This is a genomic window from Lysobacter oryzae DSM 21044, assembly GCF_059568595.1.
This window is the reverse complement of sequence record NZ_JCANTQ010000011.1, coordinates 333,924-355,346: the sequence shown is the minus strand read 5'-3', so window position 1 is coordinate 355,346 and position 21,423 is coordinate 333,924. Positions and strand designations below refer to the sequence as shown.

The window sequence follows — 21,423 nt, the reverse complement described above, 5'->3', positions numbered from 1 at the left end:
AGCTCAGGCGGCCACGATCTGCAGCTGGAGGCCGAGCCCGGCCATGTCTTCGGGCTCGCCACTGAGGTCGGCCTTCACCAGCGGACGGGCCTCCAGCCAGCGCTTGGACACCGTGAGCGTCAGCTGGCTGCCCTCGGCCTTCAGCTCGAGGCGCGGGATCTCGCCGTTCTCGTGCGAGCGGTGCAGCAACACTGCCAGGCGCAACAACGCCGCACTGCGCCGCGCGACCGCAAGCAGTCGGTCGGGCAGGGCATCGAACGCCGACTTGGGGATGCTGCGGCGATGGGTGCGGATCAGCGCGGCCAGGAAACGCTGTTGCTGTTGCGAGAAGCCCGCGATGTCGGAGTGTTCGACGACGTAGGAACCGTGCACGTGGTACTGGCTGTGCGCGATCACCAGGCCCAGTTCGTGCAACCGGGCCGCGCGCGCGAGCATCAGTCGATCGTCGGCGTCCATCGACCAGCTCCTGGCAACCTGGTCGAACAGGTCCATCAGCGTCTCCTCGACGCGCCGGGCCTGCTTCTGGTCGATCGCGTAGCGGACCATCAACGCCTCGACCGCGGAATCGCGCGGATCGTGTTCGCCGCCGCGGCCGAGCATGTCGTAGAGCACGCCTTCGCGCATCGCCGCCTTGCTGACCGCCATGCGTTGCAGGTTGAGCGCGGCGAAGGCGGCTTCGAGCACCAGCACGCCGCCGGCAATGACGGGGCGCCGTTCGGAGGAAAGCCCGGGCAGGTCGATGTCGTCGATGTGGTCCGCCTGCAGCAGGCGGTCGCGGACCTGCGGCAAGGCCTCGGCGGTGACCGCGCCCTTGGTGAGCTTCATCGCCGCGCAGATCTCGCCGATCGCCTTGTTCGTGCCCGAGGACCCGATCACCTCGTGCCAGCCCAGCGCGCGGTAGGTGCCGGTGAACTGCTGGAATTCCGCCGTCGCTTCCGTGAGTCCGTCGCGCCATTTCTTCTTCGACAGCTTGCCGCTCGGAAAGAAGCGGCGCGTGCTGGCGACGCAGCCCAGCTGCAGGCTTTCGCGCTCGATCGCCTCGAACCCGGTGCCGATGATGCATTCGGTCGAACCACCGCCGATGTCGATGACCAGCCGCAGCTCCCCCGGCTTGGACGGCTGGGCGTGCGCGACGCCCAGATACACCAGGCGCGCCTCTTCGCGGCCCGACACCACTTCGATGGCATGCCCCAGCGCGGCTTCGGCCGGGACCAGGAACGACTGCGGCGCGGACAGGCTGCGGACGGTGTTGGTCGCGATCGCGCGGATGCGCTGGGGCGGGATGTCCTGCACGCGCTGGCCAAAGCGCGACAGGCAATCGATCGCCCGCTGGCGCACCGCCGCATCGAGGCCGCCCTTGCCGTCGAGACCCTCCGCCAGCCGCACCGTCTCGCGGAGCCGGTCGACGATGCGCAGCTGCCCCAGCAGGTAGCGTGCGACCACCATGTGGAAACTGTTGGAGCCGAGATCGACGGCCGCGAGCATGTCGCCGTCTTCAAGGGGAAGGCGGGTGCTCGGGTAGAGGTCATTCATGTGTACATGATCCCATGTTCATGGAGACCGTCCCACCTCAGTCGATGCCGAAGAAGTGTGCGGCGCCCCATCCCGCGCCGCGCACTCGCCTTCAATCCTTGGTCAACTGCAGATCTTCGCCAGCAGTGCCCCCTGCGCGGAATGCGGAGGCTCGCCTTCCGCCGGCTGTCGGCGCTCGTAGCCGCCATCGGGCTGCAGTTCCCACGCGCTGACGTTGTCTAGCAGGTAGTTCGCCAGGGCCTCGTCGAACACGCGCCTGGAGAGGTCGGGGTCGACCAGCGGGAATGCGGTCTCGACGCGACGCAGGAGGTTGCGTTCCAACCAGTCGGCGCTGGAGCAGAACAGATCAGGCGCGCCGTCGTTGGCGAACCAATAGACGCGGTGATGCTCGAGGAAGCGCCCCACGATCGAGCGGATGCGGATGTTGTCGGAAATGCCCGGGACCCCCGGCCTTAGCGTGCAGGCGCCGCGCACCACCAGGTCGATCTGCACTCCGGCCTGCGAAGCCTGGTAGAGCGCACGGATCACCTGCGGTTCGTTGAGGGCATTCATCTTGGCGACGATGCGCGCGGGCTTGCCGGCCTTGGCGTTCCTGGTTTCGCGGTCGATGCGCTTGAGCACGCCGGCATGCAGGGTGAAGGGCGATTGCAGCAGGCGCTTGAGCTTGATCGCCGGAGCGAGGCCCGAGATCTGCTGGAAGATCTGGTGCACGTCGCTGCCAATGTCGGGATCGGAGGTGATCAGCCCGAAGTCGGTGTAAACCCGCGCCGTGCCGCTGTGGTAGTTGCCGGTCCCCAGGTGCACGTAGCGGCGCAGCTTGCGGCCTTCGCGTCGCACGATCAGCAGCATCTTTGCGTGCGTCTTGTAGTTGACGACGCCATAGACCACCTGCACGCCAGCGTCCTGCAGCCGGTCGGCCAGGCCGAGGTTGGCTTCCTCGTCGAAGCGCGCCCGCAGTTCGACCACCACGGTGACGTCCTTGCCGTTGCGCGCGGCCTGGACGAGGTGGTCGACGATGGGCGAATCCTTGCCGGTGCGGTACAGCGTCTGCTTGATCGCCAGGACGTTCGGGTCTTCGGCCGCCTGCTTGATCAGTTCGAGCACCGGCGCGAACGACTCGAAGGGATGGTGGAGGAGGATGTCGCGCTCGCCGACCATGTCGAACATGCCCTCCAGGCCATGCAGGACGCGCGGCTGGAACGGGGGGAACTTCAGGTCCGGCCGCTGCACCAGGTCATACACCTGGATGACGCGGTTGAGGTTGACCGGGCCGTTGATGCGGTACACGGCATTCTCCGGCAGGTCGAAGTTCTCCAGCAGCGTGCGCACGATGGGTTTGGGACACTGCTCGGCGATCTCCAGCCGCACGGCGCGCAGGTAGCCGCGCCCGGCGAGTTCGTCCCGCAATGCCAGCGCGATGTTGTCGACTTCTTCCTCGTCGACCACCAGTTCGGAATTGCGGGTGACCCGGAACTGGTACGCGCCCTCGACCTTCATGCCGGGGAAGAGCTCGTCGACGAAGCTGGACAGCACTGCCGACAGGAAGACGAAATCGGTCGGACCGCCGGAAACGTCCTCGGGCAACTGGATGATGCGCGGAAGCGAGCGCGGCGCGCGCACGATGGCCAGGTGTCCGGCGCGACCGAAGGCATCGCGGCCCTTGAGCACGACGACGATGTTTAGTGACTTGTTGAGGATCTTCGGGAACGGGTGCGCCGGATCCAGGCCGAGCGGCGAGAGGACCGGCATGATCTCCTCGCGGAAGTACGTGCGCAGCCATTCGGTCTGCCGGTCGGTCCAGCTGTCGCGGTGGAGCACGCGCACGCCGGCATCGGACAGGGCGGGCCGCAGCAGGTTGTTCCAGCATTCGTATTGCGCCTTGACCAGGTCGGCGGCGCGGTCGTGGATGCGGGCAAGCACGGCGGCCGGCGGCAGGCCGTCCGCCCCCGGCGCCAGGCCAAGGTCCTGGGCATGGCGCAGCGTGCCGGCGCGGATCTCGAAGAACTCGTCCAGGTTCGTGCACGAGATGCACAGGTAGCGCAGGCGTTCCAGCAACGGCATGCCGGGGTCCTGCGCCTGCGCCAGCACGCGGAAGTTGAAATCCAGCTGCGACAGTTCGCGGTTGAAGTACAGCGCGGGATCGCGCAGGCGGTCGGTTTCGCCGCCACCGTCGTAGCTGCCTGCCACTGCGGTGCTGATGGTCTGGTCGGTGGCGGACATCATGGCAGGGCGGCTCTCACGTCGATGGCATCCAGGGTATCGCGCGGGCGCACGCGCTCGGCGCCGAAATGGCAGGAAAACGTGCTGCCGCGGCCGACTTCGCTGCTGATCTCCAGCCGGCCCTGGTGCAGGTTCAACACGTGTTTGACGATCGACAGGCCCAGGCCGGTCCCGCCGCTTTCGCGCGACCGGCTATTGGACACGCGATAGAAGCGCTCGGTGATGCGCGGCAGGTGGCTGGCAGGAATCCCATAGCCGGTATCGCTCACTTCCAGCACGACGCCGGTGTTCTTGGCGAGCGCGCCACTGGCGAGTCGTTCGGGCCGGTCGTTGCGGAAGCGGATGGTGATGTGCCCGCCGGCAGGCGTGTAGCGGATGGCGTTGCTCACTAGGTTGGAGAACGCACTGTGCAGTTCCTTGCTGGAGCCGAACAGGTCCACGCCCGCGCTGTCCTCCACGCTGATCCCGTGCCGGTTCTGGCTCAACGCCATGGCTTCCCGGCGCAGCGTGTTGAGCATGCCCGGCATGGCGATCGTTTCCTCGTTCGCCAGGTGGTCGGCGGATTCCAAGCGTGAGAGCGTCAGCAGGTCCTCGACCAGCTGGGTCATGCGCTGGGACTGGCGCTGCATCTCGGCGAGCATCGGCGCCCAATCCGGATGCTCGGCAGGATCGAGCATGTCGAGGTAGCCGTGGACCACGGTCAACGGCGTGCGCAGTTCATGCGAGACATTGGCGACGAAGTCGCGACGCATCTGCTCCAGCTGCAGCAGCCGGGTTACATCGCGCGCGACCAGCAGCCACAGGTTCTCGGAATAAGGGATCAGGCGCAGGCTGAGCGTGACCGCAGAGTTCCACGGTGAGGTGACTTCGAGCGGATCGGCATTGCGTCCAGCCGCGAGCCAGTGCGCGAGCTGGAGGGGCTGCAGCCGGTTCGCGATCGGAGCGCCGATGTCCTGCGGGTAGCTCAGATGGAGCAGACCCAAGGCGGCTTCGTTGAACCACTGGATGCGCTGGCTGTTGCGCTCGACGACCACGATCGCATCGGGCAGCGCGGCCGCGGCCGCCCGGTAGGCGCGCAGCATTTCGATGAGGCGGCGCTTGCGCCCGCGCATTTCCTGCTGGCCACGGTGGAGCAGGCGGTCGAGCTCGTTCCAGGTGCCTTCGCCCAGCGGCGGCGTGTGGCGCTGCCGCGCCGTGAGGCGCATGAGCAGTTTGCGCAGCCGCCAGTAGTGCCAGGCCACCACGCCCAGGGCCGCCGTCGTGATCACCTGCCACGGATGGCCGATCAGCAGGCCGATCAACGCCGCCGCCGCCAGGACCAGGGCAAGCTGACCCAGGGTGCGGAACCAGGCGGAACGGGCGCGGGGTGGCATGGGCGGGTGAGTCCGTTCGGTCGGAGCGATTGAACGATTGTCAGGGAAAGGCGGTGCGCGGTATCGCGTGCGCATCGCATTTTGCCCCTGTTTGCCTGACGGCGGCGCGCTCCGCCACGGCCCCGCCTACGCCTCCACGGAGGCGGAAAAGCGGTAGCCGGCGCCCCGCACCGTCTGCACCATGCCGTCCAATTGATGCGGTTCCAGCGTCTTGCGCAGGCGGCGGATGTGTACGTCGACGGTGCGTTCCTCGACGTACACGCTGCCACCCCACACATGGTCCAGCAGCTGCGTGCGCGAGTAGACGCGTTCGGGATGGGTCATGAAGAAGTGCAGCAGGCGGTACTCGGTCGGGCCGATCTGCACCGGCTGCTCGCTGCCGTCGGTGTTGGCGAACACGCGATGCGCGGCGCCGTCGATGCGCAGCGGGCCAATACCGACGCTGCCATCCTCGTCGTCCTCGCGCGAACGGCGCAGCACGGCGCGAATGCGCGCAAGCAGTTCACGGGCGGAGAAGGGCTTGACCACGTAGTCGTCGACCCCGGCTTCGAGGCCGCCGACGCGGTCGTTTTCCTCGCCGCGCGCCGTGAGCATGATGATCGGGACTTCCCGGGTGAGCTGTTCCTTGCGCCAGCGGCGGGCGAGCTCGAGTCCACTGGTGCCGGGCAGCATCCAGTCGAGCAGGATCAGATCGGGAACGCGGTCGGCGATGGCCGCCTGCGCTTCGCGGGCGTCGCCCGCGTGGACCGGGTCGTACTCGCCCTTGCGCAGGGCGAAGGACACCATGTCGCGGATGGCGGGTTCGTCTTCAACGATGAGAATGCGCTTCTGCACGGGTCACCGGCGGGGGAAAGGGAGCCTGAAGCCGCCCCAGTACACTACCGTTTTGTGACCGCCCCATGACACCGTTTGGTCCGAGCGCGCGCCAGCACGCACGTCTCAACGACGTTTCAGGTCCTCGTCTTCGATGCCCTGCCGCTTGAGTTCGAGCACGGTGGGCGTGATCGCCGCGATGCGGGCATCGATCCGGGCGCGGGCGTAGTAGTCGAGGTCGGTGCGCCGCTTGAGCGTGTTGAGCTGGACCAGCGCGGCTTCGGCACGTCCGTTCAGGTACGCGGCTTCCGCATAGGCCTCGCCGGCGCGGACGGAGTCGCCGGCGATCTCGCTTGCCCGTGCGAAAACCTGCTGGAACTCCGGGTCTTCCGCCGACTGGCCCAGCAGGGGGCGCAGTACGGCCTGGGCGCGCTTGCCCGCCGCGACGGAGTTCCTTTCGGCCAGCACGCGGGCATAGGTCAGGGCCGCGGGCCGGTTTTGCGGCATCGCCCTGAGGATGGTCTCGAAGCGGTTGTCGGCCGCATCCGCCTTCCCGGCGCGGGCTTCCGCCTCGCCCAGCGCGAGCGTGATCCACTGGTCTCCCGGATGCCGCTCGAGCAGTTCCGCCAACGCGGTGGCCGCAGCCCCTTCCTGGTTGGCGCGCAGTTTCGCGACGGCCAGGCCATAACGCTGCGCATCGGTAAGCGGCTTGGCCTTGGCCAGACGCTCGTACTCGCGGATGGCGTCGCTCGGACTTTCCGCGCTCAGCACGCGCAGGCGTTCGCGGGCGTAGTCGAACTGGCCCGTCCCGCCTGCGAGGCCCGTCGAGCCCACTGTCAATCCGCCGGGCAGAAGCGGGTTGTCGCTACGGATATCCGCGTTGAAGCGCGCCGGCGCACGCGCCATCTTCGCCGCGAGATCCTTGGCTTCGCTGATGCGGGTCGTGGTGACCGGGTGGGTCATCAAGTAGCTGGGGGTCTCGCCGTAGTAGCCCGCCCGATTCGCACGCGAACGCGCATTGAGCGTGCCGAAGAAGCCGGCCATCGCGCCTGTGTCGTACTGGCTGCGGGACAGGGTCTGGATGCCGATGCGGTCCGCCTCGGCTTCATTCGAGCGGGTGTAGTCGATCTGGCGCTGGTACATGAGGCCCTGCGCACCGACCACCGCCGCCTGGATGGCGTCGTCCGAGGAATTGCCGCCCGCCGCCTGGGCCGCTACCACGGCCCCCAGCATCGCCAACAGGATCGGGATGCTGTCGCGCTGGGCGCGCTCGACGCTGCGCAGCACATGCTGTTGGGTGACGTGGGCGATTTCGTGCGACAGCACCGCGGCGACCTCGTCCTCGCGTTCTGCCGCCAGCACCAGGCCCGAATTGACGCCGACATAGCCGCCCAGCGTCGCGAACGCGTTGATCTGCCGCTCGCGCAGCATGAAGAACGTGAAAGGCTGCTGCGGCCTGTCGCTGTTGGCCGCGAGGCGCGTGCCCAGCGTGTCGAGCCAGCTGGAAACCAGCGGATCTTCCAGCGTGTAGTCGTAGTGGCGGAGCTGCGCCAGCATCATGCTGCCGTACTCCTGCTGCTTGCGCGGCGTCAGCAGTTCGCCGGCGGACGATCCGATGTCGGGCAAGCGCGATTCCTGCGCGCTCGCGCACATCGTGCCGAGGGCGAAAACGATCGCAGCGGAGAGCAGGGCGATGCGACGCAAGCGTTGATCCTCATGAATTGCCGGACTTGGGCAGGATGCGGTGGGGCAGGCCAGGCGGTGTGAATCCGGGGTTAATTGGTAGGAGCGGTCGGCGCTGGATTCCCATCACGCAAGTCACTGTTCCGCAAGCAGGGTGGAAAACGGGGGGCGCGGAGCCCATATTTCCGACCAGCCAAACTAACGCAAGTTTCCAGGAGACGGCTTTGAGTCACGCGCCTCGCATTCGAATCTACAGCACCGCGGTCTGCCCCTATTGCGTGGCCGCGAAGAATTTCCTCAAGAGCAAGGGCGTGGAATGGACCGAGGTCCGCGTCGATACGGACCCCGCCGAGCGCGAGAAGATGGTTGCGCTGACCCGCCGCACCAGCGTCCCGCAGATCTTTGTCGGCGATACCCACGTGGGCGGCTACGACGACATGATGGCCCTGCACCGTGCGGGTGGCCTCGAACCCCTGCTGGCAGGTGCGGCATGAGCGCCGGCAACGAAAAGGACCGGGTCGCCGAGTTCACCGCGTTCCGCAAGCGCATGAACGAACGCATCCTGGCCGAGCCCAACCAGGTGGTGCGGCGCTTCTTCGCGCTCGACACCCAGACCTATCAAGCAGGCGCCCTGGATGTGAAGACCAAGGAGCTGCTGGGGCTAGTCGCGTCCCTGGTCCTTCGCTGCGACGACTGCATCAGCTACCACGTCGCGCAGTGCAAGGAGGCTGGAGTCAACCGCGACGAGATGTTCGAGGCCTTCTCGGTCGGCCTCGTGGTTGGCGGCTCGATCGTCATCCCCCACCTGCGCAGGGCTGTGGATTTCCTCGACCAGTTGGAGTCCGGCAGCGCCGGCACCCCCGCCGCCCACGACCATGGTTGAAGGTGCGCGGGCGTACGGTCCTGCCTCGATCTGTCATAATTCCAAGTTCTAAGCCCCCTTACGGCGCCACGCCCCGAGCGTGGCGTCGGCCTGTCTGGAACTTCAAATGACGACGACAATCACGGTCATCCGCGGCGACGGCATCGGCCCGGAAATCATGGACGCTACGCTGCACGTGCTCGACGCGATGGACGTCGGCCTGCAGTATGAATTCGCCGACGCGGGCCTGGTCGCGCTCGAGAAGCATGGCGAGCTGCTGCCGGCCGCGACCATGGATTCCATCCGCAAGAACCGCATCGCGCTGAAGTCGCCGTTGACGACGCCGGTGGGCGAGGGCTTCTCCTCGATCAACGTCGAACTGCGCAAGCGTTTCGATCTCTACGCCAACGTGCGTCCGGCCAAGTCGTTCCCGAATACCAAGTCGCGCTTCCCGTCGGGCGTGGACCTGATCACCGTACGTGAGAACACCGAAGGCGCGTACATCGGTGAGGGCCAGTCGCTGTCCGAGGACGGCGAGACTGCGCTGCTCACGCAGAAGGTCACCCGCCGCGGTTCCGAGCGCATCGTGCGCTACGCCTTCGAGCTGGCGCGCAAGACCGGTCGCAAGAAGGTGACGGTGGTGCACAAGGCCAACATCCTCAAGTCGACCTCGGGCCTGTTCCTCAAGACCGCGCGCGCGGTGGCGGCGGAATATCCCGACATCCAGTGCAACGAGATGATCGTCGACAACACCTGCATGCAGCTGGTGATGAAGCCGGAGCAATTCGACATCATCGTGACCACGAACCTGTTCGGCGACATCATTTCCGACCTGTGTGCGGGCCTGGTCGGCGGCCTCGGCCTGGCGCCCGGCGCGAACATCGGCACCGACGCCGCGATCTTCGAAGCCGTGCACGGCTCGGCGCCGGACATCGCCGGCAAGGGCATCGCCAACCCGTGCGCACTGCTGCTCGGCGCGGCGCAGATGCTTGACCACCTGGGCCAGGTGGACAAGGCCGAGCGCCTGCGCGCCGCGATCATCGCGACGCTGGAAGCCAAGGATTCGCTGACCCCCGACCTGGGCGGGGAGGGCACGACCATGAGTTTTGCCCAGGCCATCGCCAGCCGGGTCTGAAGCGGACTTGCGGGGCTGAACGGGGCGCCATTGGCGCCCCGTTTCGTTTGGGCCCCGGCGGCAAGGGTGTACGCAGCGGAATTGCTGCATTCCGCGCGCGTTCTCGACAACCGTGTTGCTGCGCTGCAAAATCAGCACTTATATTTCTTCATCCAGATGAAAAGATGAATGACCATGCCGTGGCGGTTGCGCCGAATCCGCTCGCGCTGACGCCGCTGCTCCTGTTCTTGGCGCTGTTCTTTGGTGCTGGCGTGTACTTCACGGCCCACGGCGACGTCATGGGCTTCTACCAGATGCGGGCGCCGGTCGCGATCCTGCCCGCGCTGGCATTGGCCGCCTTCATTGCGTGGCGCCGGAAATTGAAGCCGCTGGAGACGCTGTTGCAGGGAATGGGAGACCAGAACATCGCCCTGATGTGCCTGATCTTCCTCCTCACCGGCGGGTTCGTCGAAGTTTCCAAGGCGATCGGCGCAGTCGATGCGATCGTCTCCCTGGGCATCGGCAACGTGCATCCGGCCCTGCTGCTGCCGGCCCTTTTCGTGGTGGCAGGTTTCATTTCGCTGTCGCTCGGCACCTCCATGGGCACCATCGCTGCAGTCGCGCCGATTGCGATCGGCATTTCGGACGCCTCCGGCCTGGATCGGGCGCTGGTGTTGGGGGCGGTAATCGGCGGCGCGACCTTCGGCGACAACCTCTCGGTAATTTCCGACACCGCGATCGTCGCCAGTCGCACCCAGGGCTGCGCCATGCGCGACAAATTCCGCGAAAACCTGAAGCTGGCCTTGCCGGCTGCAATTCTTACGCTGGTGGTGCTGGGCGTGGTCGGCGAAACCGCCCCGGTGCAGCCCCTCGAGCCGGCTTCGCCCTGGCTCGTCCTGCCGTACGTGGTGGTGCTGGCGCTCGCCGTGCTGGGGCTCGACGTGCTCCTCGTCCTGGGGATCGGCCTCGTGCTTGCGGGCGTGATCGGCGCCTTGCTGGCGGACGACTTCGGACTCGCGTCTTACGCCGCGCACATCTGGGATGGCTTCGAAAGCATGGTCGAAATCATCCTGTTGTCGCTGCTGGTTGGAGGCCTAGGTGCGCTCATGAAGGCTACTGGCGGCCTGGCGTGGCTGGCCCGGGTGATCGGCCGTTTCGCGCGCGGACACAAGAGCCGACGTGCCGGCGAGATCAGCATCGCGGCGCTATCGGCGACGACCGACGCATTCACTGCAAACAACACCGTCGCGATCCTCATCAGTGGCGGATTGGCGCGCGACATCGCGATGGAACATGGCGTGCCGCCGGCGCGCGCCGCGAGCGTGCTCGACATCTATGCCTGTGTCACGCAGGGATTGCTGCCCTATGGCGCCCAGATCCTGCTCGCGGCATCGCTTGGCGCGGTCTCGCCGCTGGCGCTGGTCGGCAACGTCCATTACGCGTGGCTGCTGGGGGCAGCGGCGATCGGTTTCATGTTGTGGCCGTCGCGGCAGCCCGTCCGGACTGCCGCAGCGCAAGCCGCGGCCGCCGAAACCTGAGCTCCGCTTCCTGGCGGCACGAGTTCTCGCCTACGGCAAGGACGCAGTCAATGACATTGACACTGCGGGCGCCGGACACCAAAATGTCCGACCTTTCGCGGCGTTAGGCGCGCACGAGAGTACCGGCTTCGGGGTATAGCTCAGCCTGGTAGAGCGCCAGCTTTGGGAGCTGGATGTCGTGGGTTCGAATCCCTCTGCCCCGACCATCCGCCCAACTGGTAGAAATCGCGGGTCAGCTAAGATTGGAATCTGGCGCCCGTAGCTCAACCGGATAGAGCACCGGCCTTCTAAGCCGGTGGTTGTGGGTTCGAGTCCCGCCGGGCGCGCCAGATTGCAGTGAAAAACAGGCTTTATGGTGGCTGTAGCTCAGTTGGTTAGAGTACTGGATTGTGATTCCAGTTGTCGGGGGTTCGAGTCCCCTCAGCCACCCCAGTTTTGCGAAGTTGGATTTGCTAATCGGAAACGGTTTGCTTACAATTTCGCTCCCGTTGTTCGGGGCCGTTAGCTCAGTTGGTAGAGCAGTTGACTCTTAATCAATAGGTCCAAGGTTCGAATCCTTGACGGCCCACCAAACACAAAACGCCCGGCCAAAAGCCGGGCGTTTTGCTTTGCGGGGGGGCGCCGGCTCCCGGCTAGAATGCGAACCACGCGAAAGTGGCGGAATTGGTAGACGCACTGGATTTAGGTTCCAGCGGGTAACCCCCGTGAGGGTTCGAGTCCCTCCTTTCGCACCATGCTTCAATCTCGAGCGACTCGACTCTCTTCTTCGGGCGAGGCGATCCCTCGGCGATGGCAGCTACAGAGCCTGGGCAGGAGCACCACCCGGCCCGCGCCAGACAGCCCAGGAAACCGATGCCGAACTGGCACCCGGCCCGGTTATCGGCGAAACTAGCAAGTTCCGCTGACGGCCGGTTCAGGCCTCGCCGCCGGCAGCAAACCGCCAACCAGCCTTCAAATATCGCCCGCGGGGAGACCGCGCGGCAGCAGGAGTCGTCAGCAATGCAAGCTTCGGTCGAAACCCTGGGCAATCTCGAACGCCGCGTCACCTTCACGCTTCCGGCCGACCGCCTCGAGAGCGTGGTGGACGGCCGCCTGCGCGAGATCGCGCGCGGCGCCAAGATCAAGGGCTTCCGCCCGGGCAAAGTGCCTGCCAAGGTGATCGAACAGCGCTTCGGCCAACAGGTGCGGGCCGAAGCCCTTGATGCGCTGCTGCGTGAAGGCTTCGGCAATGCGGTGCGCGAGCATTCGTTGCAGATCGCCGGCAGCCCGCGCATCGAGCCCAAGGAGGGCGATGAGCTGGCCTATGTCGCCACCTTCGAGGTGGTGCCGGACTTCGGCGCCGTCGACGTCACCAAGCTCAATGTGATCCGCCACACCGCCGAGGTGCTCGATAGCGACATCGACACGATGATCGACAACCTGCGCCTGCAGCGCCGTACCTGGAATCCGGTCGAGCGTGCCGCCCAGGAAGGCGATGCGGTCGAAATCGAAACCTGGTCGCAGGCGGGCGATGAGCGCGTGCCGGCCGAGGGCGTCGAGCGCGGCGCGACGGTGCTGGGCTCCGGCACCATGTTCGGCGCAATCGAGTCGGCGCTTGTCGGCATGAAGGCCGGTGAGGAAAAGACCGTCGACGTGGAGTTCCCCGCCGACTGGCGCGTTCCGCAGTTCGCCGGCCGCACGGTCAAGGTGCATTTGACTGCCACCAAGGTTTCCGAGCCGGTCCTGCCGCAAGTCGATGCGGGCTTCATCAAGAGCTTCGGCATCAAGAGCGGCGATGCGGACCAGTTCCGCGCTGACATCCGCAGCAACCTCGAGCGCGAGCTGAAGGGCGCGCTGATGACCCGCCTGCGCCGTGAAGTCGGCGAACAGCTGATCGCGGCCTACGCGCATGTCGAAATGCCGCCGCGCCTGGTCGAAGCCGAGGCCCGCAACATGGCGTTCCAGGCGGTGGAGCAGGCCCGTCGCCAGGGGCAGTACGTCCCCGAGGTCCCGGCCGATGCGTACCTGGGCTTCATGGAGCCGGCGCGCAAGCGCGTCCTGGTTGGCCTGCTGGTGGGCGAGATCGCCCGCAGCAACGATCTGCGCCTGGATCCGCGTCGCGTCACCGAGACCCTGAAGCTGATCGCGTCCACCTACGAGGAGCCGCAGCAGGTCGTCGACCTCTACCGCAACGACGCCCAGTTGATGTCGGGCCTGCAGGCGCGGGTGATGGAGGAGCAGGTGATCGACTGGATCGCCGAGCGCGCCCAGCACACGGAGCAGCCGCTGTCCTTCAGCGAAGCGATCCGCCAGTAAAGGCTGGACCTCGGGAGCCCAGGGCTCCGACTTTCGGGCGCGGCTCCAGCCGCGCCCGAATCGTTTGCAGTGGCCCGAAATCGCGGCTCCCGAAGATTGAACAAAGCTGGCGCGCGGCCACTTGCGCTGGCGCATCATTGGCCCCAACTTGCTGACATCCCAGACCCGCCAGGTGCCTTTCCAGATGGACAACCGAACCCGAGCCCTGAACCTCGTCCCGATGGTGGTCGAACAGACCAGCCGCGGCGAGCGCGCGTACGACATCTATTCGCGCCTGCTGAAGGAGCGGGTGATCTTCCTGGTGGGTGGCATCGACGACCACGTTGCGAACGTGATCGTGGCGCAGATGCTCTTCCTGGAGGCCGAGAATCCCGAGAAGGACATCAGCCTCTACATCAACTCGCCGGGCGGGATCGTCACGGCGGGCATGGCCATCTACGACACCATGCAGTACATCAAGCCGGACGTGAGCACGATCTGCGTCGGCCAGGCCGCCTCGATGGGGGCGCTCCTGCTGGCCGCCGGGGCCAAGGGCAAGCGCTACGCCCTGCCCAACTCGCGGGTGATGATCCACCAGCCGCTGGGCGGGTTCCAGGGGCAGGCCACGGACATCGACATTCACGCCCGGGAGATCCTGACCCTTCGCCAGAGGCTGAACGAGGTCCTGTCCAAGCACACCGGCCAGGCGCTGGAGACCATCGCCCGGGACACCGAGCGCGACAACTTCAAGAGCGCGGAAGCCGCCCGCGAATACGGCTTGGTCGACCAGGTGCTGGAACGGCGTCCGGACGAATCGATCCAGGCGGGCTGACACGCTGACAGCCGGCCATCCGAAATTATTGATTTCGAACACAAATACACATGAAATCCGGGCTGCAGGCGGCCCGGAACGCTGTGGTATTCTCGGGCTGCCGGTCAATCGGCAGCCAGTAGCACGCAAGGCAGGGGCATGAGCGACGAACGACAAGGCCGCGGAGACAGCAACAAGATTCTTTATTGCTCCTTCTGCGGCAAAAGCCAGCACGAAGTACGCAAGCTGATCGCAGGCCCCAGTGTCTTCATCTGCGACGAGTGCGTAGAGCTGTGCAACGACATCATCCGCGAGGAACTCGAGGAGAAGGCGCAGTCGGCGCGCAGCCACCTGCCCAAGCCGCGCGAGATCCTGGACGTCCTCGACCAGTACGTGATCGGCCAGCAGCGCGCGAAGAAGACGCTCGCGGTGGCCGTGTACAACCACTACAAGCGCATCGAGAGCCGGCAGAAGAACGACGACGTCGAACTTGCGAAGTCAAACATCCTTCTGGTCGGCCCGACAGGTTCGGGCAAGACGCTGCTGGCCGAGACGCTGGCGCGCCTTCTCAACGTGCCGTTCACGATGGCCGACGCCACCACGCTGACCGAAGCCGGCTACGTCGGCGAGGACGTGGAAAACATCATCCAGAAGCTGCTGCAGAAGTGCGACTACGATGTCGAGAAGGCGCAGCAGGGCATCGTCTATATCGACGAGATCGACAAGATCTCCCGCAAGAGCGACAACCCGTCGATCACCCGTGACGTGTCGGGCGAGGGCGTGCAGCAGGCGCTGCTGAAGCTGATCGAAGGCACGATCGCCAGCGTGCCGCCGCAGGGCGGGCGCAAGCATCCGCAGCAGGAATTCCTGCAGGTCGATACGCGCAACATCCTCTTCATCGTAGGCGGTGCCTTCGCCGGCCTGGACAAGATCATCCAGCAGCGTTCCACAGAAGCCGGTGGCATCGGTTTCGGCGCCAAGGTGAAGAGCACCACGCGCAAGACCGACACCAGCAAGGTCCTAGCCGACGTCGAGCCCGAGGATCTGATCAAGTTCGGCCTGATCCCGGAATTCGTCGGCCGCCTGCCGGTGGTCGCTACGCTCGAGGAACTCGATGAGTCGGCTCTGGTGACCATTCTCACCGAGCCCAAGAACGCGATCACCAAGCAGTTCAAGAAGCTGTTCGACATGGAAGGCGTCGAGCTCGAGTTCCGTCCCGATGCGCTCACGGCAATCGCCAAGAAGGCGCTCAAGCGCAAGACCGGCGCCCGCGGCCTGCGCACGATCGTCGAGAGTGTCCTGCTGGACACGATGTATGACCTGCCTTCCCTGGAGAACGTCAGCAAGGTTGTGGTGGACGAGTCGGTCGTCGAACACAAGTCCGACCCGTACCTCATCTACCAGACGCCGCCGGCGGCTCCAAAGCTCGCTTCGGCGGAATGAACACGAGGGCGGCGCAAGCCGCCCTTGTTGTTTTTGGGGTCATCCCCGGAACGGGAGCGTCGCCCGGCCCTTCAACGCCAGGCCAGACCCCGCCGCCGCCATTTGATCTGCGGCCCGCTCGTCGGCAACTTACTGATTCCCGGCGACTTTCCAGGCAAAAAGACAATCGGTGAACGCGGTCGCTTGCATCCTATGGCGGACAGCCCCATAACCGTCCGAAGTGCGGCGCCTTTCCCTGAATCGCGGCCGTTCTACGTATCCGCCTGATTGCCTGGAGTTGCCATGACCGTCTCTTCCGACCGCGAAACGATGAACCTGCCAGTGCTGCCGCTGCGGGATGTCGTCGTGTTCCCGCACATGGTGATTCCCCTCTTCGTCGGCCGCGACAAGTCCATCCGTGCGCTCGACCTGGCCATGGAATCCGATAAGCGCATCCTGCTCGTTGCCCAGCGTTCGGCCGAGACCGACGATCCAACTGGCAAGGACCTGTACGAGACCGGCACCCTTGCCCACGTATTGCAGTTGCTGAAGCTGCCCGATGGCACCATCAAGGTGCTCGTGGAAGGCGTGTCTCGTGTCATGGTCGACCAGGTCGGCGAGAGCAATGGCGCGCTGGCCGGGCGGGCGCAGGTCGTGGACCCGATCCTCGATCGCGATGAGCGCGAACTCGACGCAATCACCAGGTCGCTGATGGGTTTGTTCGAACAGTACGTGAAGACCAACCGCAAGCTGCCGCCGGAGTTGATGCAAACCCTCGCAGGCATCGATGAGGCCGGCCGCCTGGCCGACACCATCGCGGCGCACCTCGGCGTGCGTCTGGGCGACAAGCAGAAGCTGCTCGAAACGCATGCCGTCGGGGCGCGCCTGGAACAACTGGTCGGCCTCGTCGATGGCGAGATCGACGTGCAGCAGCTGGAAAAGCGCATCCGCGGCCGCGTCAAGTCGCAGATGGAGAAGAGCCAGCGCGAGTACTACCTCAACGAGCAGATGAAGGCGATCCAGAAGGAACTCGGTGAGATCGACGAGGCGCCCAATGACATCGACGAATTGGCCCGCAAGATCGCCGAAGCTGGCATGCCCAAGCCGGTCGAGACCAAGGCTCGCAACGAGCTCAACAAGCTCAAGCAGATGTCGCCGATGTCCGCCGAGGCAGCGGTGGTGCGCAATTACCTTGAGTGGCTGCTCGGCGTGCCGTGGAAGAAGCGCACAAAGATCCGCAAGGATCTCAAGGCGGCGCAGGACGTGCTCGATGCCGACCACTTCGGCTTGGAGAAGGTCAAGGACCGCATCCTCGAATACCTCGCCGTGCAGTCGCGCGTGGCAAAGATGAAGGGCGCGATCCTGTGCCTGGTCGGCCCGCCCGGCGTGGGCAAGACCTCGTTGGGCCAGTCGATCGCCAAGGCGACCAATCGTAAGTTCGTGCGCATGTCCCTGGGCGGCGTGCGCGACGAGGCGGAGATTCGCGGCCATCGCCGGACGTATGTCGGTTCGATGCCGGGCCGCATCGTCCAGAACCTCAACAAGGTCGGCAGCAAGAATCCGCTGTTCGTGCTCGACGAGATCGACAAGATGTCGATGGACTTCCGCGGCGATCCGTCCTCGGCATTGCTGGAAGTGCTTGATCCCGAGCAGAACACCGCCTTCAACGATCACTACCTGGAGGTCGATCTCGACCTGTCCGAAGTGATGTTCGTGGCGACCTCGAACTCCTTGAACATTCCCGGGCCGTTGCTCGACCGCATGGAAGTGATCCGGATCCCGGGTTACACGGAGGAGGAAAAGCTCAACATCGCCATGCGCTACCTGTTGCCCAAGCAGATCAAGGCAAACGGACTCAAGCCGGACGAGATCAAGGTTTCGGAAGACGTGGTGCAGGATGTCGTGCGCTACTACACGCGCGAGTCCGGCGTGCGCAACCTGGAACGCGAGTTGTCCAAGATCTGCCGCAAGGTGGTCAAGGAAATCGCGTTGGCTGGCCCGGCGAAGGCGAAGAAGGGCGGCAAGCCCAAGCCTGTCAGCGTCACTTCGAAGAACCTCGACAAGTACCTGGGCGTGCGCCGCTATGACTTCGGCCGCGCAGAAGAGCAGAGCGAGATCGGCCTGGTCACGGGCCTGGCGTGGACCGAGGTCGGCGGCGACCTGTTGCAGGTCGAAGCCACGCTGGTTCCGGGCAAGGGCCAGTTGCTGCTGACCGGTCAGCTCGGCGATGTGATGAAGGAATCCGCTTCCGCGGCGCTGTCGGTAGTGCGGGCGCGGACGGACCGTCTAGGAATTGATCTGGACTTCCTGCAGAAGCACGACATCCACGTGCACGTACCGGAAGGCGCGACGCCGAAGGATGGACCCAGCGCCGGCATTGCGATGGCGACCGCGCTGGTGTCGATGCTGACCAAGAATCCGGTCAAGGCCGATGTCGCCATGACGGGCGAGATAACGCTGCGGGGCAAAGTACTCGCCATCGGTGGCCTGAAGGAAAAACTTCTGGCGGCGCTGCGAGGCGGCATCCGGACGGTAGTCATTCCGGACGAGAACAAGAAGGATCTGGCCGACCTGCCCAAGGCGGTAACCCAAGGCATGAAGATCGTCACGGCGAAATGGATCGACGAGGTGCTCGACGTCGCGCTGGAACGACCCGTCACGCCAACGCCGGCTATTCCTCCCGGCGAACTGCCGGTGCCGGACGGCGTGCAATCCAGCGCTTCGCAGGTCGACGTCAAGCACTGAGGCCTTGCGGGCGAGGCGCCTCAGGCTTCCACATAGGTCCCTGGAAGCCGCGTCATTGCTGGCTTTCAGGGTTGCGGGTTGCGTAATCGCGCTGGTATAACGACGCCAGCCGCGTTGCCGCTGTCCAGCGCACCATGCGGTCCACTCGATCGGAGAGTTGCCTGCAAGCTTGGGGCTGTCCGGTTATCTGCATACCCGCGGCGTTCTGCCGCACATGGAGTCCATACGAATGAACAAGGGCGAATTTGTTAGCGCCGTCGCTGACGCTGCCGAACTTTCCAAGGCCGACGCCGCCAAGGCCGTCGATGCCGCTATCAGCGTCATCACCAAGGCGTTGAAGAAGGGCGATGCGGTCACCCTCGTGGGCTTCGGTACCTTCCAGGTGCGCGAGCGCGCCGCGCGTGAGGGCCGCAACCCGAAGACCGGTGAAACGATCAAGATCAAGAAATCGAAGAATCCGTCGTTCAAGGCCGGCAAGGCGCTCAAGGATGCGGTGAACTGATCGTTCGGTTCGATGCTTGTCAAGAAAAGCCCGGCTCTCGCCGGGCTTTTTGCTTTTGGGCGACGGCGGCAGCAGGAGCCACGGTGCGGTTGAGCGCGCGAGGCGCGGGGACGGATCGCCACGGCTGCGCTATCATTCGCGCCCTCGGGTGCTTAGCTCAGCGGTAGAGCGTCTCCTTTACACGGAGAGGGTCGGGGGTTCGAAACCCTCAGCACCCACCAGGCAGAAAAAAGTGCGGGTCGGGTGTTGCGCGGAATGATTCCGGCCTGTATTATTTTTGGCTCAGCGCGGAGTGGTAGTTCAGTCGGTTAGAATGCTGGCCTGTCACGCCGGAGGTCGCGGGTTCGAGTCCCGTCCACTCCGCCATCTTTCGAAACGCCCGCAGCGATGCGGGCGTTTCCTTTTTCCGGGCCAGCGTACCGGTACCAGCGCTCGACGGCGGGTCGAGACCGGCCCTACACTGCGCGGCTACGTCACAGAACCCGTCTCCCATGTTGCAAGCCATTCGCGAAAAGACTTCGGGCTGGATCGCCACCGTGATCCTTGGCTTCCTTGCGTTGCTCCTGGTGCCCTTCGGGATCAGCCAGTACGAGGTCCAGCGCACAGAGGACTATGCCGCGCGCATCGATGCGCCGCCGGCCTGGTGGCCGACCGCTCCCTCCTGGTGGCCCGTGTCGGCCCTGTGGGAGCACGAGGAAGTGACCCGCGACCAGTTCCGCAATGCGTTCGAGCGTGCCCGCCAGCAACAACGCGCGCAGCAGGGCGAAGCGTTCGATGCGAAGGCGTTCGAGAGCGCGGAGAACAAGTTGCGCATCCTCGATCAACTCGTGAACCAGCGCGTGCAGAAGCTCGCCGCCCACGCCGCAGGCGTGAGCGTCAGCGATGCGATGGTGAAGAAGGAGATCATGGGGATTCCGGCGTTCCAGGCCGACGGCAAGTTCGATTACCAGCGCTACCGCCTGGCGCTTGCGTCGCAGATCCCGCCGCAGACCGAGAAGCAGTTCGAAGCACTGGTGCGCGAAGGCCTCGAGGGATCGCTTATCAACGCCGCCGTGGGCGACAGCAGCTTCTACACGGCAGCGGAAACCGATCGCCTGCTCAAGCTCATGTATGAGACCCGTGATGCGAGCCTGCTGGTGCTGCCGCCTCCCGCCGCGGATACCGCGCCGGTCAGCGACGCGGAGGCGAAGAGCTGGTACGACGCGCACGCGGCGGCTTATCGGGCGCCCGAGACGGTGTCGATCGAGTACGTCGAGTTGAATGCTGCGGACCTCCAGGTGCCCGCGCCTGACGAAGCGGCACTGCTTGCGCGTTACGAACAGGAGAAGAAGCAATTCGTGGAGCAGGAGCAGCGCCTGGCATCGCACATCCTGGTCCAGGTTGCCCCCAATGCCGACCCGGCTGCGCAGAAGGCTGCTGAGGCGAAGGCCAAGCAGATCTACGCCCAGGCAAAGGCACCCGGCGCGGACTTCGCCGCACTGGCCCGCGCCAACAGCGATGACCCCGGTTCGAAGGATGCTGGCGGCGATCTCGGCTGGAATGCCAAGGGTGTGATGGATCCCGAGTTCGACAAGGTCATGTTTGCCCTCAAGCCGGGCGAGATCAGCGCGCCGGTGAAGACGAGCTTCGGCTGGCACGTCATCCAGTTGCGCGAGGTGAAGAGCGCCCAGCAGCAGGACTTCGCGCTGGTCCGCGAACGCCTGTTGCGTGAAGAGAGCGAGACCGCACGGGAGCGTGCGTTCAATGACCTGAGCGGCAAACTGGTCGATCAGGTCCTGAAGAACCCGTCTTCCCTGGCCCCGGCTGCGGCCGCGATGAACCTGCCGGTGCGGACCCTGGGGCCGGTGGCGCGCAACGCCAATGAAGGCATCCTCGCCACGCCGGCGGTCAAGCGCCAGGCTTTCGACGAGGCGCGCATCCAGGACGGCACCGTCAGCGATCCGATCGAGATTGGTCCCAACCACAGCGTGCTGCTGCGGGTGACGGCGCATACGCCGGAGCGGGCGCAGCCACTTGCTGCAGTGCGCGACCAAGTTCTGGCGGCGGTACATGCCGATCGCACGCGTAAGGCCGCGGAGAAGGAAGCAGACGCACTGCTGGCGCGCCTGCGCGCGGGCGAGACGCTGGCCCAGATAGCCGCCTCGAAGAACCTGCCGCCGCCGAACGTGCTGCCTGGCCTCCGTCGCGGAATGCCCGTGCCGGATCCCGCAGTGTCCGAGGCGATCTTTGCCGCTGCGGTTCCCGCCGCGGGCAAGGTCACTCCTGGCAAGAGCTCCCTGCCGGGCGGCAATGCCGTGCTGTTCACGGTCGACAAAGTGACGCCGGGCGACCTTGCCGGGATGCCGCAGGCGCAGCGCGACGGCATGCGCGACCAGCTGGCGAACGTCGCTGCCGAAGAAGAGCTCGAGGCGCTGGTGACTTCGCTGCGCAAGGGCATGAAGGTGAAGGTGGTCGAGCAGAACCTCTGACCGACGCGCACGAGATGAAACGAAGGCCCGGCTACGCCGGGCCTCTTCTTTTGGCAACTCCTGCA

General features: G+C 65.4%; 15 protein-coding genes and 7 tRNA genes. 17 read left to right on the top strand and 5 right to left on the bottom strand.

What is annotated here, in order from left to right; genetic code table 11:
• Positions 1–3: 3 nt before the first annotated feature.
• From ppx to BP05_RS09995, 5 genes are all read right to left on the bottom strand, one after another.
• Complete coding sequence (gene ppx, locus BP05_RS10015; protein WP_496362950.1) at positions 4–1,533, bottom strand: exopolyphosphatase; 1,530 nt, start codon at positions 1,531–1,533, stop codon at positions 4–6.
• Between the two features lie 102 nt (positions 1,534–1,635).
• A complete protein-coding gene (ppk1, locus tag BP05_RS10010) occupies positions 1,636–3,753 on the bottom strand; it encodes a polyphosphate kinase 1 (protein ID WP_496362948.1) in 2,118 nt (705 codons plus the stop codon).
• Entirely contained in the window at positions 3,753–5,126 is a 1,374-nt protein-coding gene (gene phoR, locus BP05_RS10005) for a phosphate regulon sensor histidine kinase PhoR (protein WP_496362946.1), read from the bottom strand. Before phoR ends, ppk1 begins: the two co-directional genes overlap by 1 nt.
• Before the next feature lie 126 nt (positions 5,127–5,252).
• Positions 5,253–5,960 (bottom strand): phosphate regulon transcriptional regulator PhoB, encoded by a 708-nt coding sequence (gene phoB, locus BP05_RS10000; protein ID WP_496362944.1) that lies wholly within the window; start codon positions 5,958–5,960, stop codon positions 5,253–5,255.
• Between the two features lie 105 nt (positions 5,961–6,065).
• On the bottom strand, positions 6,066–7,592 hold the full coding sequence (locus tag BP05_RS09995) for a M48 family metalloprotease (protein ID WP_496363156.1): 1,527 nt from the start codon (positions 7,590–7,592) through the stop codon (positions 6,066–6,068).
• Positions 7,593–7,846: 254 nt separating this feature from the next.
• Between BP05_RS09995 and grxC the strand changes: the two genes are divergently transcribed.
• The 17 genes from grxC to BP05_RS09910 all read left to right on the top strand — a co-directional run bounded on the left by grxC (position 7,847) and on the right by BP05_RS09910 (position 21,358).
• Positions 7,847–8,116: a glutaredoxin 3 gene (gene grxC, locus BP05_RS09990; protein WP_496362942.1), complete on the top strand. Its 270-nt coding sequence runs from the start codon at positions 7,847–7,849 to the stop codon at positions 8,114–8,116.
• Complete coding sequence (locus BP05_RS09985) at positions 8,113–8,505, top strand: carboxymuconolactone decarboxylase family protein (protein ID WP_496362940.1); 393 nt, start codon at positions 8,113–8,115, stop codon at positions 8,503–8,505. Before grxC ends, BP05_RS09985 begins: the two co-directional genes overlap by 4 nt.
• A 106-nt stretch (positions 8,506–8,611) precedes the next feature.
• Entirely contained in the window at positions 8,612–9,619 is a 1,008-nt protein-coding gene (locus tag BP05_RS09980; protein ID WP_496362938.1) for an isocitrate dehydrogenase, read from the top strand.
• Between the two features lie 47 nt (positions 9,620–9,666).
• Complete coding sequence (locus BP05_RS09975; RefSeq protein WP_496362936.1) at positions 9,667–11,136, top strand: Na+/H+ antiporter NhaC family protein; 1,470 nt, start codon at positions 9,667–9,669, stop codon at positions 11,134–11,136.
• Positions 11,137–11,265: 129 nt separating this feature from the next.
• Positions 11,266–11,342, top strand: a tRNA-Pro gene (locus tag BP05_RS09970).
• A 46-nt stretch (positions 11,343–11,388) separates the two neighbouring features.
• Positions 11,389–11,465, top strand: a tRNA-Arg gene (locus BP05_RS09965).
• A gap of 26 nt (positions 11,466–11,491) precedes the next feature.
• Positions 11,492–11,568, top strand: a tRNA-His gene (locus BP05_RS09960).
• A 63-nt stretch (positions 11,569–11,631) separates the two neighbouring features.
• A tRNA-Lys gene (locus tag BP05_RS09955) sits at positions 11,632–11,707 on the top strand.
• A 77-nt stretch (positions 11,708–11,784) separates the two neighbouring features.
• Positions 11,785–11,870: transfer RNA gene (locus BP05_RS09950), tRNA-Leu, on the top strand.
• A 265-nt stretch (positions 11,871–12,135) separates the two neighbouring features.
• Complete coding sequence (gene tig, locus BP05_RS09945) at positions 12,136–13,431, top strand: trigger factor (RefSeq protein ID WP_496362934.1); 1,296 nt, start codon at positions 12,136–12,138, stop codon at positions 13,429–13,431.
• A 184-nt stretch (positions 13,432–13,615) separates the two neighbouring features.
• On the top strand, positions 13,616–14,242 hold the full coding sequence (gene clpP, locus BP05_RS09940; protein WP_496362932.1) for an ATP-dependent Clp endopeptidase proteolytic subunit ClpP: 627 nt from the start codon (positions 13,616–13,618) through the stop codon (positions 14,240–14,242).
• Between the two features lie 138 nt (positions 14,243–14,380).
• A complete protein-coding gene (gene clpX / locus BP05_RS09935) occupies positions 14,381–15,664 on the top strand; it encodes an ATP-dependent Clp protease ATP-binding subunit ClpX (protein WP_496362930.1) in 1,284 nt (427 codons plus the stop codon).
• Positions 15,665–15,946: 282 nt separating this feature from the next.
• A complete protein-coding gene (gene lon / locus BP05_RS09930) occupies positions 15,947–18,388 on the top strand; it encodes an endopeptidase La (protein WP_496362928.1) in 2,442 nt (813 codons plus the stop codon).
• Between the two features lie 229 nt (positions 18,389–18,617).
• The gene (locus tag BP05_RS09925) at positions 18,618–18,890 is read left to right on the top strand and encodes an HU family DNA-binding protein (protein WP_460713922.1); all 273 of its coding nucleotides are present in this window, start codon (positions 18,618–18,620) and stop codon (positions 18,888–18,890) included.
• Between the two features lie 146 nt (positions 18,891–19,036).
• Positions 19,037–19,111 (top strand) — tRNA-Val (locus BP05_RS09920).
• Positions 19,112–19,179: 68 nt separating this feature from the next.
• Positions 19,180–19,256 (top strand) — tRNA-Asp (locus tag BP05_RS09915).
• 125 nt (positions 19,257–19,381) lie between these two features.
• Positions 19,382–21,358 (top strand): SurA N-terminal domain-containing protein, encoded by a 1,977-nt coding sequence (locus tag BP05_RS09910; protein WP_496362926.1) that lies wholly within the window; start codon positions 19,382–19,384, stop codon positions 21,356–21,358.
• The last annotated feature ends 65 nt before the right edge of the window (positions 21,359–21,423 follow it).

Excerpts from the sequence above, each read along its gene's own strand:
- BP05_RS09980 (WP_496362938.1), top strand. The coding sequence starts at position 8,612 with ATGACGACGACAATCACGGTCATCCGCGGCGACGGCATCGGCCCGGAA.
- BP05_RS09995 (WP_496363156.1), bottom strand. The coding sequence starts at position 7,592 with ATGTGCGCGAGCGCGCAGGAATCGCGCTTGCCCGACATCGGATCGTCC.
- BP05_RS09985 (WP_496362940.1), top strand. The coding sequence starts at position 8,113 with ATGAGCGCCGGCAACGAAAAGGACCGGGTCGCCGAGTTCACCGCGTTC.
- clpP (WP_496362932.1), top strand. The coding sequence starts at position 13,616 with ATGGACAACCGAACCCGAGCCCTGAACCTCGTCCCGATGGTGGTCGAA.
- tig (WP_496362934.1), top strand. The coding sequence starts at position 12,136 with ATGCAAGCTTCGGTCGAAACCCTGGGCAATCTCGAACGCCGCGTCACC.
- phoR (WP_496362946.1), bottom strand. The coding sequence starts at position 5,126 with ATGCCACCCCGCGCCCGTTCCGCCTGGTTCCGCACCCTGGGTCAGCTT.
- ppx (WP_496362950.1), bottom strand. The coding sequence starts at position 1,533 with ATGAATGACCTCTACCCGAGCACCCGCCTTCCCCTTGAAGACGGCGAC.
- BP05_RS09925 (WP_460713922.1), top strand. The coding sequence starts at position 18,618 with ATGAACAAGGGCGAATTTGTTAGCGCCGTCGCTGACGCTGCCGAACTT.
- BP05_RS09910 (WP_496362926.1), top strand. The coding sequence starts at position 19,382 with ATGTTGCAAGCCATTCGCGAAAAGACTTCGGGCTGGATCGCCACCGTG.
- clpX (WP_496362930.1), top strand. The coding sequence starts at position 14,381 with ATGAGCGACGAACGACAAGGCCGCGGAGACAGCAACAAGATTCTTTAT.
- ppk1 (WP_496362948.1), bottom strand. The coding sequence starts at position 3,753 with ATGTCCGCCACCGACCAGACCATCAGCACCGCAGTGGCAGGCAGCTAC.
- lon (WP_496362928.1), top strand. The coding sequence starts at position 15,947 with ATGACCGTCTCTTCCGACCGCGAAACGATGAACCTGCCAGTGCTGCCG.